Below are 14579 nucleotides of genomic sequence, written 5' to 3'. Positions count from 1 at the left end.
GGATCGAAGGTGTGCTAGAAATGTCGGTCAAGCTCACTGATGCAAGCTGATGATAGCAGGAGATAGGATGAGCGCTAGCGACGAGAAGGGGGCCCGCGAAGTGCTCTCCGCGCGGGTCTCTCCGGAAGCCGCGGCCGGCTGGCGCGATTTCTGTGCGCGCGCGGGGGTATCCCTCGCCGCGTTCATGGAGGTCGCCGGTCGTGAACTGGCCGGCGAGACCTTTCCGCCCAGCGTGGCGGCCCGCCGCCGCATGGTCGACGCGGCGCGCGAAGTCGATCGCGAGCGTCGTAGCCGCCGTCCGTCCGACTGACTCCAAGCCCTGCGTTCCGGATCGGAACGCCTGACGCGGATCGAAGTGCCCGGCCTTGGCGGGGCGCCCGCCGCGTTCTCGCCGGCACACCCGTGAAACGCCCAACCGCGATTCCGTAGAAGCCGTCGACCGATCGGCTTGCACCCGATCGGTGTCCGCCGTGCGCCCGCGCCCCGGCCGAAGCTCTCGTGACTGTTCCATGAACGGACGAAGAGCAGTGGGAATGGGGCGGAATGCCTTGTGAGGGGGGCGGTGCGGCCGTGATGGGCTGGAGTGAGATCTTGGATTGGCTGATGGCGGGGGGGATCTTCGTCGTCCTCGCCGTTCTCTTCGCTGGCTTCTACTTCTCCGTGCGCGCGCGGAATCAGTCGCAGCACGCGCTGCTGCGGAACTTCCCGCTCCTCGGACGCATGCGCTACGTGCTCGAGCACCTCGGACCCGAGCTCCGGCAGTACTTGTTCGACGGCGATCGTACCGGGAAGCCCTTCTCGCGCGAGGACTATCTCTCGATGGTCATGGCGTCGAAGTACCTCAATACGCTGGTGTCGTTCGGCTCCAAGCGCGACTACGAAGAGCCCGGCTGGTACCTCCGCAACGCGTTGCTCCCGAGCTTGCGGGAGGAGATGGGCATCGACGACAAGCCGTCGATCGAGACGCAGCGCTACGTGATGGACCACGACGGCATCTTCCATCGCCGAGAGCACGTCGAAAAGGTGGACGTCGCATCCTGGACGCTCACGGAAGACTTCGCGCTTCGCATGGGAGAAGACCTGCCGCATCCGTGGGTCCTGCGCGGAATGATCGGAATGGGCGGAATGTCCTATGGCGCGCTCGGTCGGACCGCGATCGAGGCGCTGAGCTCTGGCCTGGCGATGGCCGGCTCGTCCTGGATGAACACCGGCGAGGGCGGGCTGTCGCCGCATCACCTGAAGGGTGGCGCGCCGATCGTCGTGCAGATCGGGCCGGGGCTGCACGGGGTGCGCGATGCAGACGGCGGTTTCGACTGGTCCGAGTTCCGCAAGAAGGCCGCTCTCGACGCTGTGGTCGGGTTCGAGCTCAAGCTCCACCAGGGTGCCAAGATTCGCGGCGGACACCTGGAGGGCGAGAAGGTCACCCCGGAGATCGCCGAGATCCGCGGCGTTCCTGCCTGGCAGACGATCAACTCGCCCAACCGCTTCCCGATGATCTCGGACGTCGACGATCTCTTCGAGTGGATCGCGCGGCTGCGTCAGGAGGGCGGGAAGCCCGTCGGCATCAAGATCGTCGTGGGCGGGCCGGGCTCGGTCGACGAGCTGGCCCTGGCGATGGCCCAGCGGGGCGATGGTCCGGATTGGATCACCGTAGACGGCGGAGAAGGCGGCTCCGGAGCGACCTATCGCGAGATGGCCGATAGCGTGGGGATGCCCTCGCGCGCGGCGATCATCGAGGCCGATGACGCGCTCCGGCGGGCGGGCGTGCGCGATCGCGTGAAGATCATCGCCTCCGGGAAGCTCTTCTCGGCCGATCGGATCGCGCTGGCGCTCTGCTTCGGCGCGGATGCCGTCAATGTCGCGCGCGGCATGATGATCTCGGTGGGCTGTATCCAAACCCAGCGTTGCCATTCGAACACGTGCCCCGTGGGCGTGGCCACCACGGACGAGAAGCTCATCGAGGCTCTGGTCGTGGACGAGAAGCAGTTCCGCGTACTGAACTACGTGACGACCCTTCGGGCCTCGATCGCTGCGCTTGCGGCGGCGGCTGGTTTGAAGTCGCCCACCGAGTTCCGCCGTCATCACGCGGTCTGGCGGGCAGAAGGGCAGCTACCGCGCTCCGCGGAAGATCTGTTCCCGACGGTGTCGGATGCGGCCGTCCAGGCGGACTGATCCCGCCCAGCATCGGCGCCTGGCGCGCTCGAGGAAGTACGGAGCCCATCTCCTGGGTTTAATTGACACGCGAATCTCTTCAAGGAAGCGGATGCGCGGCTCGATGGAGATGAGGTGGACGTCCTACTGATCGAAGACGACGAGGCCGATGCGCTGCTGTTTCGCAAACGGCTTGCGAGCGGCGTGGATGCGTCCGTCCACGAGGCCCGATCCCTGCGCGAAGGCCTCGCCGTCCTCGAGACGAGCGAGCCCGACGTCGTCGTCATGGACCTGAATCTCTCCGATAGCACGGGCTTGGAGACGCTCGAGACGTTCCTGGGGGAAGCGGGCAGCCCGCCTCCGGTCGTGGTGCTGACGGGGCACGACGACGAGGAGATGGCGCTCGCTGCCGTTCAGGCCGGTGCGCAGGAGTACCTCGCGAAGGGGATGTACGAGCCGCGGGTTCTCGCGAAGGCCCTGCGCCACGCGGTGGAGCGCCACGCCCTCGCACAGAACCTCTTGCTGGCGAACGAGCGCGTCCACTTCCTCGCGACCCACTGCGGACTCACCGAGCTCCCGAACCGGTATCTGCTGATGGATCGGCTGGAGCATGCGTTGAAGGGCGCAGCGCGTCGCGGTGCGCCGATAGCGGTGCTGTTCATCGACCTCGATGGCTTCAAGCTGATCAACGACTCGGCGGGGCATCGCATCGGTGACGCCGTGCTCGTCGAGGTCGCGAAGCGCCTGAAGGCCGAGTTGCGGGAGTCGGACACCTCCGCCCGCATTGGTGGCGACGAGTTCGTGGTGCTGTTGTCGAACATTCGGCATCCGCGCGACGCGTTCCTGGTCGCATCGAAGCTGGCCAACCGACTCTCGGAGCCGATGCGCTTTGCGGACACCGAGCGCGACATCGCAGTGGGTGCCTCGATCGGGATCGCTCTGTTCCCCGACAACGGGACCGACGCCGAGATGCTCCTCGCCAATGCCGACGCCGCGATGTACCGCGCGAAGTCCACCGGCGAAGCCTGCTGCTACTACACGCGCGAGCTGCAGGAAGAGACGCGGCATCGCGCCGACCTGGAGGCCGGCCTGCGCCGTGCCCTCGAGCGCGACGAGTTCGTGCTCCACTACCAGCCTCGCGTCGATGGCCGGACCGGATCCAAGATCGGCGTCGAGGCGTTGCTGCGTTGGCACCACCCCCGGCGCGGCCTGGTTCCACCCGGAGACTTCATTCCGGTCGCCGAGCAGAGTGGGTTGATCGACGAGATGGGTGCTTGGGTGCTTCGGCACGCCCTGTTGGCCCAGGCGCGCTGGATCGAGAGCGGGAAGTCGTTCGGCCCGGTGTCGATCAACGTCGCGCCGCGCCAGCTCTGCCACGGAGACTTCGACCGTCTGGTGGTCGACGCCCTCGAGGAGGCCGGCCTGCCCGGGTCGGAGCTGTTGGTGGAGATCACCGAGAGCTCGCTGGTGCGCGAGATCGAGACGAGCCGCCGCATCCTGGGTCGCCTCCGCGACCGGGGGGTGCGAGTGGCCGTCGATGACTTCGGGACCGGCTTCTGCAACCTGAGTCTGCTCCCGCAGCTCCCTCTGGATGAGCTGAAGGTGGATCGCAGCTTCGTGGTCGCGGCGACCCGCGACGACAAGGGCGCGATGACGGCACGCTCCATCATCGGGCTCGGCCACGGGCTCGGTCTCGAAGTGGTGGCCGAGGGCGTCGAGACCCAGGCGCAGCGCGCGTTCTTGTTGCGGAACGGCTGCCACTGGATGCAGGGCTTCTTCTTCTCGAAGCCCCTGTCGGAAGACGCGCTCTTCAGCGGCTGAGGCCGGCGTCCCTCGACTGGCCTGTGGCGCATCGAGGTGCGAGGTCCGTGCGCGGGTCAGTAGGTCGGGTCGTACATGCGCTGGCGAAGCGCATCGGGGCTCCAGCGCTCGGCGGGAGCCGAAGCGAGCTCGTCCCGGTGGGCCTGTTCCGCGACGGCCCGCGCAATCGAGACGGAAACCTCACGGATCCGCGGGAGGTCGGGGTAGAGCGACCCGTTGGAGATCTCCTCGGGGGAGACCTCGCCGGCGAGCGCCGCCGCGGCCGCGAGGAACATCGGGTCACTGAGACGCTGCGCCTCGGCGGCGAGGGCGCCGAGCCCGATGCCAGGGAAGATGTAGGCGTTGTTGGCCTGGGAAGGGCGCCACTCCGCGCCGTCCTTGAGCGCCAGGCTCGGGAACGGGCTGCCGCTCGCGAACACCGCTCGCCCGCCGCTCCAGGCGAAGGCCTGTTCCGCTGTGCATTCGGACCGGTCGGTCGGGTTGGAGAGCGCAAAGACGACGGGGCGTTCGTGCTTGCGGGCGAGCGTGCGGAGGGCCGCCTCGTCGAAGACGCCCGGGTGCCCGGTGGCGCCGATCAGGACGTCGGGGGCGATCGTCTCGAGGGCGGCGTGGAAGCTCAGCGGCTCGTGATCGTGGGCGAAGCGGTGATTGTGGGGAAGCAGATCGTCGCGGCTCCGCACCAGGAGCCCGTCGACGTCGACGAACCAGATGCGTGACCGGGCTTGTTCCTCGGCGAGGCCCTCGTGCCGGAGCCTGGCCACGAGGAGCTCCGCGATCCCGGTCGCCGCCGAGCCCGCGCCCAGGAACAGGAAGGTCTGTTCACGGAGCGACTTCCCCGTGGTGCGCGTCGAGGCGAGCAGGCCGGCGAGGGCGACCGCCGCGGTTCCCTGGATGTCGTCGTTGAAGCAGGCGTAGCGGTCTCGGTAGCGGTCGAGGAGCCGGTAGGCGTTGGGGGTGAGGAAGTCCTCGAACTGCACGATCGCCTGGGGGAACGCGTCGTGGAGCGCCTCCATCACTTCGTCCATGAGCGCGAGATAGGGGGCGCCCTTGACGCGCTCCTGGTTGAGTCCGAGGTAGAGCGGGTCGCGCAGGAGCTCTTGGTTGCCGGTCCCGACGTCGATCTGGATCGGGAGGCACTGCTCCGGGGCGATCCCGGCGAATGCGGTGTAGAGCGAGAGTTTTCCGATCGGGATCCCCATGCCGTTGGCGCCGAGGTCGCCGAGGCCGAGGATGCGCTCGCCGTCGGTCATGACGATCATGCGAACGTCGCGTTCGGGCCAGTTGTCGAGGATCGATCGGACGCGACCGCGGTCGTTCGCCGAGATGTAGAAGCCCCGGGGTTTGCGGAAGATGTGTGCGAACTCGCGGCAGGCCTGGCCGACGGTGGGCGTGTAGACGAGCGATAGCACGTCGTCGACGTGGTCGATGAGCACCCGGTAGAAGAGCCGCTCGTTCCGCGCCTGGAGCCCGGTGAGGAAGATGTAGCGCTCGATGTCGGAGTCCTTGCGACTCAGATTCTCGAGTACGCGCTCCATCTGCAGCGGCTGTGAGCCGACCTGCGCCGGCAGCAGTCCGCGCAGGCCCAGCGCGTCTCGCTCTGCCTCGGAGAACGCGGTTCCCTTGGTCGCCCCCGGAGCGTTCAGCAGCGCTTGGCCCCGGAGAGGGGGCGGTTGTGCGACGTCCGAACGCGAACGCAAGGTTCTCTCGGCCATGACATCCCCATCGGCCGAATCCATGTGGGATGCGAGATGGGGAATGCCCACTTCGCGGTTCCCACGCGAGGGGTGCGGCATTCCACGTACCCGACGCCGCCAAGAGGGTCGGCGTTTCCAGGCCGTGCGTTTCGAGCGAGCGCCCGGTCGCGGCCATGCGCGCGTGTCCGCGCTCTTTGTTCGCGGAGCGGGTGTCGGCAGCAAGGCTCTCTCGTGCGCGTTCGGGTTGAAACCTGTTTCGTCAGGCGATGCAAGTTGGCTTGCACTCGTTTGGAAACTTCGATGAACAGCGTCGGATTGTGTCGAGCGTCACTGGAACAGGTGAAACGATGGTGTCTTCTGGCGAAGCCATCTTCATGGCACCGATTCGTGGAACTCGGACGGGGATCGGTGTGATAAGACCGGCGATGCGTGTCACGCAAGTGCGTTGCGCATGGCTGCGTTCACCAACCGAGGTGTCTCATGTCTCGACTGCAACGGTTCGTTTCGTTCTTGTGGATGAGTGTATTTCTCGCGTCTCCCGGAAGTGCCATTCCGGATCCGACGCCCGACCCGGACGCCACCGTCGTGTATCTCCGCCAGGACTGCGGGAACCCAGCGATGGAGAATTGCTTCGAGTCGATGACTGCGCTGTCGGAGTTCCCAATCGCTAGCGCCCCGATCGGCTGGATCTGGACGAAGTCAACGCCCGTTTCGGCCACGAACCCGTTGATCATCGATGTGGGGCCCGGGACCTTCGAGGCGTTTCAGTGCGGCAGCTTCGCCGAGCCCGAAGGAACCCGGGGCTGGGTGACGGTTCGCGGGAGCGGGCGAGAAGTCTCGATCCTGCGCGAGCCGGGCTTCACGGGGCCGGGGGTGCGAGGTATCGGATGCGTGAACCTGTCTTTCATCGATATCGGAGTTCACGGTGGCGTCGAGGCCGCCCGCTGGATTCGGGGAGGAAGCTCTTCGTGGTCGAACGTCGACATCTTGAGCCACGAGGACAACGACCTGGCCTCGCCGACCGCGGCGAATGCTTGGGTGGAGTCGTGCGGAACCAGTGACGGTCGCGCGGTCCACTACTTTCACGGGTCGCGGATTCGTCGGGTGGGTCTCATCCAGGGCGGCCAGCTCTATGCATTCTCGGCGTGCGCCGAGTCCTGGTTCTTCGGCGGCGAGATCAGTCTCGAGGTTCCGGACGACGACTATGGGACGGGAGCGATCGATGCCAACTTCGCGACGCTGTATCTCAACGGTTTGGGATCCGGGTCGGTGGGAGGCGATGTGCGCGTCTTCGGGACCGCGATTCGCGCGACGGTGAAGGGGTACTTCGACTCCACTAGTTCCGTGCCTCCGATCCGCGCGGTCGAGTTCTCCGGAAATGCAACTGGCGGGGTGTTCCACAGCCACGGGTCGATTATCAGCGTGAACGCGAACGTCGATCCGCAAGGAGGCGATCCGCTGGATGTGGCCGGGATCGTGTCTCTCGGTACGAATCAGCTCGCGCATACGCCGGGAACTGCGTTCGTGTTGAACGTGCACCCCACCGCCACCGCGGAACGGCTCCGAGGGGGCGCGACGTTCGAGTCCCCCTTCCTCTGGCAAGCCGGCGCGAGCGCGCCGCCCGTGATCTCGAAGCAGGGGGCCGACCTCTACGTCGAGACCGACTGCGACGGCACGGGCGATTGCAGTGGGGGCTCCGCGGACGAGCCGCACCTGATGGTCTACTCCGAGAACTGCTCGGCAGGTGGCCCCTGGTTCAACACGGTCACCGCCGCCTGCCGGCTGCCCTAACCCGCAAAAGGAGAAAGACGATGAAGCGTATGCGCACTCTCCTTTGGGTGGTCGGTCTGGCGCTGTGCTGGACTGCACCTGCGGTCGCCGCGGTCGATGCGAGCGTGGTGCACCTGCGCCAGAGTTGCACGGTTGGCGGCGTCGTCCTCGATGACTGCTTCGAGACGGCTGCCGCTCTGTTCGATCTGGCGACCGGGTGGGTCTGGAACACCCGCACGCCGAGTCCCAGCGCCAGCAACCCGCTGCTGGTGATGGTGGGCCCGGGAACCGACTTCGGGGCCTTCGCCTGCTCGGGGGGAAGCCACGTCACGGTGCGGGGCTCGGGTCGGGAGATCTCGGCCTTCGACGGCGCGGTGGCGATCGACGTCACCGACTGCGATCAGCTGGCGTTCATCGACATCGGGGCCCACGGCGAGGACCGGGCGGTCCGCTGGCGAGGGGCCGGTTCCAGCTCTTGGTCGAACGTCGAGCTGCGCGCGGAAGGCGGGGCCGACCCGGCCACGCTGGCGTGGGACGACGAGTGCACGACGCCCGGGGAGACCGGCCAGCACTTCGTGCACTGGGCCAGGGTCCGGACGCTGCACGCGAGCGGCAGTGAGACGTTGGTGGCTCCGGTTCGCACGGCTTGCGGCGAGCTCTTCGTCTATGACAGTGAGCTCGAGCTGGCCGCGGCGGGCGGAAGCGCCAGCCTGTTCGGCGGAGTGCTGAACCTGGGCGGCAAAGCGAACCTGTACGGCACGGTCATTCGGGTTCGCGCGACTGGCGGTTTGGGCAGCAACCACATGTGGGGCGTGTTCAACACGACCGACGCCGAGCCGGCGTTCACGATGCACGGGGGCATCATCAACGTGCTGGCGGCCGCGAGCCCCAGCACGGATGTTACCGGGCTCTTCAACTTCGCCGGGTCGGTCGACACGAAGGAGACCGCCTTCGTGATGAAGGCAGGGAGCGGCGGCACGGCCTACCGGCTGTCGTCGCTCCTGAACCAGAATCAGGAGAACGTCCAGGCCCCGTTCTTGTGGGAGCAGGGCGCCGAGCCGCCCGCGATCGAATCGCTCGACGGTCAGGACCTGTTCGTGGAGACCGACTGTGACGGCTCGGGCTGCGCCTGCAGCACGGGCTGCGATCCGCATCTGATGGTCTACACGAGCACCTGTACCGGGGCCGGCGGGCCATGGTTCGATACGGTGCGGAAGCAGTGCCGTAACTGAGGGATCGGCGGCGGGCGCACCGAGCGCTCGCCGCCACACCTCGGCGCGCCTAGATGTGGAGCGCCCGGCCCAGCGCCGCGAGCGCCGCCTCTTTCACCGCTTCCCCCATGCCGGGGTGCGCATGACAGGTCCGCGCCAGGTCCTCTGCGGTGGCGCCGTACTCGAGGCCCAGGACCGCCTCCTGGAGGAGGTCACCCGCTCCCGGGCCGATGATGTGCATGCCGAGCACGCGCGCGTGTTCCTCGCTGACCAGCACCTTGACGAAGCCGTCGGTCTCACCGGTCGCCTTCGCCCGGCTGTTCGCTGAGAACGGGAACTTCGCGGCGCGGTAGGGCGTGCCTTCGGCCTTGAGCGCGTCCTCGGTCTTGCCGACGCCGGCGATCTCCGGGTGCGTGTAGACGACGCCCGGGACCCGGTCGTAGTCCACGTGCCCGGCCTGACCTGCGAGGGTCTCGACGCAGGCGATCGCGTCCTCTTCGGCCTTGTGGGCGAGCATGGGCCCCGGCACGCAGTCGCCGACCGCGTAGATCCCGGGGACGCTCGTCTGGAACGCACCATCCACGGCGAGGAAGCCGCGTTCGTCCTGCGTGACGCCGACTGCTTCGAGACCCAGGCCTTCGGTGTAGGGCCGGCGGCCGACCGCGACGAGCACGACGTCCGCATCGAGCTGCTCCGGCTCACCGCCCTGGCTCGGCTCGACCTGGACGGCCACGCCGGAAGTGGCGGTCACGAGTGCGGTGACCTTGCTGGAAAGGCGGAAGTCGAGACCCTGCTTGCCGAGGATCTTCTGGGCCTGCTTCGAAACGTCTCGGTCCATGCCCGGCAGGATGTGATCGAGAAATTCGACGACGGTCACCCGCGCGCCCAGCCGGCTCCACACCGAGCCCAGCTCGAGCCCGATCACGCCGGCGCCGATGACGACCAGGTGCTCGGGGACGGTCTCGAGGGCGAGCGCGCCGGTGGAGCTCACCACCTGACGCTCGTCGATCTGGATGCCGGGGAGGCTCGTCGGCTCCGAACCCGTGGCAATCAGGATGTTTCGGGTGGGCAGCTCGACCGAGCCGCCATCGGCGAGCGAAACCTGCACCTTGCCCGCGGCAGGAATGCTCGCGCTGCCGTGGAAGCGGTCGACCTTGTTCTTGTCGAGTAGGTAGTCGATGCCCTTCGTCAGATCGTCCACGACCTTCTGCTTGCGACCCATCATGGCCGCGAGGTCGAGCTCGACGCCTTGCAGCGCGATCCCATGGGCCGCGGCTTCCTCCTTGGCGAAGGCGAAGCGTTCCGAAGAATGGAGCAGCGCCTTCGAGGGAATGCAGCCCACGTTCAGGCAGGTGCCACCCAGGGTTGCACGCTTGTCGACGCAGGCGACCTGCATGCCGAGCTGGGCCGCGCGGATGGAGGCGACGTACCCGGCGGGGCCGCCACCGATCACGATCAGGTCGTAGGACTTCTCGCTCATCAGGATCTCTCGCTCGTCTGCAGCAGCGCCGGGAGGCGATGCGGGTTCGGTGCCGATCGGTCCAGCCGGTCGGTCGGGTTCGATGCCAAGGCCTAGACCGCCAGGAGCAGCCGCTCCGGGTCTTCGATGGCTTCCTTCACCTTCACCAGGAAGGTCACGGCCTCGCGTCCATCGATGATGCGGTGGTCGTAGGAGAGGGCGAGGTACATCATCGGGCGCACCACGACCTCACCGTCGACGGCCACCGGGCGCGGCTGGATCTTGTGCAGCCCGAGGATCGCGCTCTGAGGGCGGTTGAGGATTGGGGTCGAAAGCAGCGATCCGAAGACACCGCCGTTGGTGATGCTGAAGGTGCCCCCGGTCATCTGGTCGGCGCTGAGCTTGCCGTCGCGGGCAGCACCCGCGAGCTCTCCCAGACTGTCTTCGATCTCGGCGAGGCTCTTCTGGTCGCAATCGCGGATCACCGGGACCACCAGGCCCGTCGGCGTGCTCACCGCCATGCCCAGGTCGTAGTGGTGCTTGTAGATGATCTCTTCGCCCTCGATTTCGGCGTTGACTGCCGGGATCTCCTGGAGCGCGGCGACCACGGCCTTGGCGAAGAAGCCCGTGAAACCGAGCTTCACGCCGTGCTTCTCCTCGAAGGCGTCGCGATAGCGCTTGCGCAGCGCCATCACCCGGGTCATGTCGACCTCGTTGAAGGTGGTGAGGATCGCGGCGGTGTTCTGGGCTTCCTTGAGCCGCGTCGCGATCGTGCGGCGCATGCGGCTCATCTTGACGCGCTCTTCGCGCGGGACTTCCGCCGCAGCGGCCGGCGCGCTCGCGGACGCGGCCGGACTGGAGGCCAGCACCTGGGCTTCCGCGACGTCCTCGAGGCGAATGCGGCCGTCGGGCCCGGTCGCGACGATCGTGCCCGGGTCGATCCCGGCCTCGGCCACTGCCTTGCGCACCGCCGGGCCCGAGCGCTCCAGCGCTTCGTTCGCGCCGCTGCCCATGAACGAGAGCAGGTCGGGGAGCGAGATCTGGGGATCGCCCGCGGCGGGAGCGGTGGAGGCCTCCGGGGTCGCGGCGGCGCTGGGCACGGGAGCGGGAGCGGGGGCGGGAGGTGTTTCCTGGGGCGCGGCCGACGCCGTCGCGGTCGGGTCGATGCGGGCCAGCAGGGCGCCGACCTCTACGTCTTCGCCCTCGGGCACCAGGATCTCGGTCAGGACGCCATCCTTCGGTGCCACGACCTCGAGGGTCGCCTTGTCGGTCTCGAGCTCGAGGAGCGGCTCGTCGGCCGTGACGGGTTCACCGACGGCGCGCAACCACTGGGCCACGGTGGCTTCGGTGACCGATTCTCCGAGGTCCGGAACGGTGACTTCGATCATGGGATCTCCTGCTAGGCCGACGACTGGGTGCGACCGCGGCGCGCGCCGAGGCGTCCGAGGACGGGGCGACCCACCGTGAGCGCGTCGTCGATCAGCCCGCGCTGCTGGGCCAGGTGGCGTTCGTGGACACCGGTCGCGGGCGAGGCGGCGCTCTCGCGCCCGGCGTAGCGAACCTGGGGACGCTCGAAGCCGATGTCGCGCGCGATCTCCTCGATCACTTCGCCGACCGTGCTCCAGGCGCCCATGTTGCGGGGCTCTTCCTGACACCAGACCAGGTGGCAGTGGCGGTAGGGCGCCAGCTCGCTCGCCAGCGCGTCGGTGGGGAAGGGGTAGAGCTGCTCCACACGGAGGAAGTGGACGTCGTCGATGCCCGCCTCCTGCCGCGCCTGCACGAGGTCGTAGTAGACCTTGCCCGTGCAGAGCACGACCTGACGCGCCTCCGAGGGCGGGCAGGGCAACCGATCGCAGTGGAGCACCCGGTGGAACTCGGTGTCCGTGCCGAGGTCGGCCAAACGGGACACCACCTGCTTGTGCCGCAGCAAGGACTTCGGCGTCATCACCACCAGGGGCTTGCGGAATGCCCGGTGCAGCTGACGGCGGAGCACGTGGAAGTAGTTCGCCGGGGTCGTGCAGCTGACGACCTGGAGGTTGTCTTCGCCGCAGAGCTGCAGGAAGCGCTCGAGGCGGGCCGACGAGTGCTCCGGCCCCTGGCCCTCGTAGCCGTGGGGCAAGAGCAGCACGAGGCCCGACATCCGCAGCCACTTCGATTCGCCCGCGGCGAGGAACTGGTCGATCACGACCTGTGCGCCGTTCGCGAAGTCGCCGAACTGAGCTTCCCAGACGACCAGCGCCGACGGCTCGGCCATCGCATATCCGTACTCGAATCCGAGCACGCCGAACTCGGACAGGGGGCTGTTGACGATCTGGCAGCGCCCCTGCTGTTCCTGGACGTGCGCCAGCGGGACGTAGCGTCGTTCGTCTTCCTGGTCGATCCACGAGGCGTGCCGGTGGGAGAAGGTGCCGCGGTTCACGTCCTCGCCCGACAGGCGCACGCCGTGCCCTTCGGTGAGGAGCGTGCCGAACGCCAGCGCCTCGGCCGTCGCCCAGTCGATCCCTTCGCCCGTCTCGAACATCGCGCGGCGCGCCTTCAGGTGGCGCTCGATCTTGCGGTGGACGTGGAGATCTGTGGGCACCGTGACCAGGCCCTGACCGATCTGCGAGAGCCGTTCGAGGGGCACGCCGGTCTTGCCCCGGCGCGCGTCGAAGCCCTGCACGGGTTCGAGCCCGGACCACTGGGCACCCAACCAATCGGCCTGCTTCGGCTGGTAGCTCTCCGAGTCTTCGAAGGCGGCGACGCAGAGCTCGCGGTGCTGCTGACGAAGGGTCTCGGCTTCGGCCATCGCCACGACGCCTTCTTCGTCGAGTCGCTGGGCGTAGCGCTCGCGCGTGGTGGCATGGGCCCGGATGGCCTTGACCATCTGCGGCTGGGTGAAGGCCGGTTCGTCGCCTTCGTTGTGGCCGTGACGGCGATAGCAGAACAGGTCGATGACGACGTCACGCTGGAAGGTCTGGCGGTAGGCGAGGGCGAGCTCGGCCGCTTCGACCACGGCTTCCGGATCGTCGCCGTTGACGTGGAAGATCGGCGCCTGCACCTGCTTGGCGACGTCCGAGCAGTATGGGCCCGAGCGCGCGGCCACCGGGTTGGTGGTGAAGCCGATCTGGTTGTTGATGATCAGGTGGATCGTGCCGCCGGTGCGATAGCCGTCGAGCTCCGAGCACTGCAGCACTTCCGAGACGAGGCCCTGCCCGGCGAAGGCGGCGTCGCCGTGGAGCAGGATGCCCAGCACGCGCGTGCGGTCCGTGTCGCCGAGCTGCTCCTGGCGGGCCCGCACCTTGCCGCAGACCACCGGGTCGACCGCTTCGAGATGAGACGGGTTGGGGACCAGCGAGAGGTGGAGCGGGCGGCCGTCGAGCTGGCGGTCGCTCGAGGTGCCCAGGTGGTACTTCACGTCGCCCGACCCGGCGACGTCGTCCGGGTGGGAGGCCGCACCCCGGAACTCCGCGAAGATCGCCTCGAGGGGCTTCCCCATGACGTTGGCGAGCACGTTGAGCCGGCCTCGGTGGGCCATGCCCAAAACGGCTTCTTCGACGCCGAGCTCGGAGCCTTTCCAGAGAATCTGCTCGAGCGCGGGGATGGTGGACTCGCCGCCGTCGAGGCCGAAGCGTTTCGAGCCCTTCCACTTCGTGTCGAGAAAGTGCTCGAACCCTTCGGCCGCGGTCAGGATCTCGAGCAGGGCGCGCTTCGCTTCGGGCTTCCAGCGCTGGCGCCGCGCGAGCTCGAAGCGCTCGCGCAGCCATTCCACCGGCTCGGGCTCGGTCAGGTGCATGAACTCGAGGCCCAGCGTGCCGCAGTAGATCTCGTGGAGACGCGTCGTGAGCTCCCGGATCGACGCGCTCTCGAGGCCGAGGGCGCCATTCAAGAAGACCGGGTGATCGAGCCGCGCGGCGTCGAAGCCGTGGGTTTCCGGCGCGAGCTCGGGCAGGGCCTGCCGAGGCGAAAGCTTCAGCGGGTCGAGGTCGGCCGCGAGGTGGCCGCGCTCTCGGAACGCGCGCACCAGCTGCTGGGCGGCGAGCGCGTCCACGACGCCGGCCTCCCCGCTGGCGTTGGGCGCCGTTGCAGCCTGCTGGGGCGAGACGGGGCGGTGCTGGCGATCGTCGAGCCAGGCGCGGGCTTCGGGCGCGAGGGCCTCGAAGAAGTCGCGCCACGCGGGCGTGCAGCCACCCGGGTCACGCTGGAACTGGGCGTAGGCCGCGTCGATCTCGGTCGGTCGCAGGCTCGGATCAAACGCGCGCATCGGCGGCGTCTCCACATCCATGCAGGGTCCACCGAGCGGCCAGGGCCGTCCGTTCATCGCGCATCACGTCCACCTCTTCCGCTACCGCTTCGTGCGCAGACACACGGCGGTGTTTCGCCGTACGTCGCCCGCTGTCGGAGTGCGCGGAGCGCCATTCCAGGTCCAACGAGCGCCGCCCTAACGTCCTGTCGAGAAGGGCGCTTGAGGTGCAAACTGAAACGTCGGGGCGC

Annotated in this window: 9 protein-coding genes; 5 read left to right on the top strand and 4 right to left on the bottom strand. The window is 68.0% G+C overall.

The features are described 5' to 3' along the window. Positions 1 to 67: 67 nt before the first annotated feature. From AAF430_12800 to AAF430_12790, 3 genes are all read left to right on the top strand, one after another. Positions 68 to 310: a hypothetical protein gene (locus tag AAF430_12800; protein MEM7411107.1), complete on the top strand. Its 243-nt coding sequence runs from the start codon at positions 68 to 70 to the stop codon at positions 308 to 310. 281 nt (positions 311 to 591) lie between these two features. After that, entirely contained in the window at positions 592 to 2172 is a 1581-nt protein-coding gene (locus AAF430_12795; protein ID MEM7411106.1) for an FMN-binding glutamate synthase family protein, read from the top strand. A gap of 114 nt (positions 2173 to 2286) precedes the next feature. Next, positions 2287 to 3972 (top strand): EAL domain-containing protein, encoded by a 1686-nt coding sequence (locus AAF430_12790; GenBank protein MEM7411105.1) that lies wholly within the window; start codon positions 2287 to 2289, stop codon positions 3970 to 3972. Positions 3973 to 4028: 56 nt separating this feature from the next. Here the strand turns inward: AAF430_12790 and AAF430_12785 are convergent, their stop codons facing one another. Continuing rightward, positions 4029 to 5684 carry an NAD-dependent malic enzyme gene (locus tag AAF430_12785; GenBank protein ID MEM7411104.1) on the bottom strand — a complete coding sequence of 552 codons (1656 nt, stop codon included), beginning with the start codon at positions 5682 to 5684 and terminating at the stop codon, positions 4029 to 4031. Positions 5685 to 6182: 498 nt separating this feature from the next. On the opposite strand from AAF430_12785, the gene AAF430_12780 reads away from it, so the two are divergent. Continuing rightward, positions 6183 to 7457 carry a hypothetical protein gene (locus AAF430_12780; GenBank protein MEM7411103.1) on the top strand — a complete coding sequence of 425 codons (1275 nt, stop codon included), beginning with the start codon at positions 6183 to 6185 and terminating at the stop codon, positions 7455 to 7457. Between the two features lie 20 nt (positions 7458 to 7477). Beyond that, on the top strand, positions 7478 to 8668 hold the full coding sequence (locus AAF430_12775) for a hypothetical protein (protein MEM7411102.1): 1191 nt from the start codon (positions 7478 to 7480) through the stop codon (positions 8666 to 8668). 49 nt (positions 8669 to 8717) lie between these two features. Here AAF430_12775 and lpdA read toward each other — a convergent pair whose 3' ends face one another. From lpdA to AAF430_12760, 3 genes are all read right to left on the bottom strand, one after another. Then, positions 8718 to 10127, bottom strand: coding sequence for a dihydrolipoyl dehydrogenase (gene lpdA / locus AAF430_12770; protein MEM7411101.1), 1410 nt, complete (start codon positions 10125 to 10127; stop codon positions 8718 to 8720). A 92-nt stretch (positions 10128 to 10219) separates the two neighbouring features. Then, on the bottom strand, positions 10220 to 11494 hold the full coding sequence (gene odhB / locus AAF430_12765; protein MEM7411100.1) for a 2-oxoglutarate dehydrogenase complex dihydrolipoyllysine-residue succinyltransferase: 1275 nt from the start codon (positions 11492 to 11494) through the stop codon (positions 10220 to 10222). A gap of 11 nt (positions 11495 to 11505) precedes the next feature. Next, on the bottom strand, positions 11506 to 14349 hold the full coding sequence (locus AAF430_12760; GenBank protein ID MEM7411099.1) for a 2-oxoglutarate dehydrogenase E1 component: 2844 nt from the start codon (positions 14347 to 14349) through the stop codon (positions 11506 to 11508). Positions 14350 to 14579: the final 230 nt, after the last annotated feature.

This window comes from Myxococcota bacterium (genome assembly GCA_039030075.1).
In the GTDB taxonomy this organism is placed as follows: domain Bacteria; phylum Myxococcota_A; class UBA9160; order UBA9160; family SMWR01; genus JAHEJV01.
Note: the sequence above shows the minus strand (reverse complement) of the source record. Positions and strands in the feature narration are given on the sequence as shown.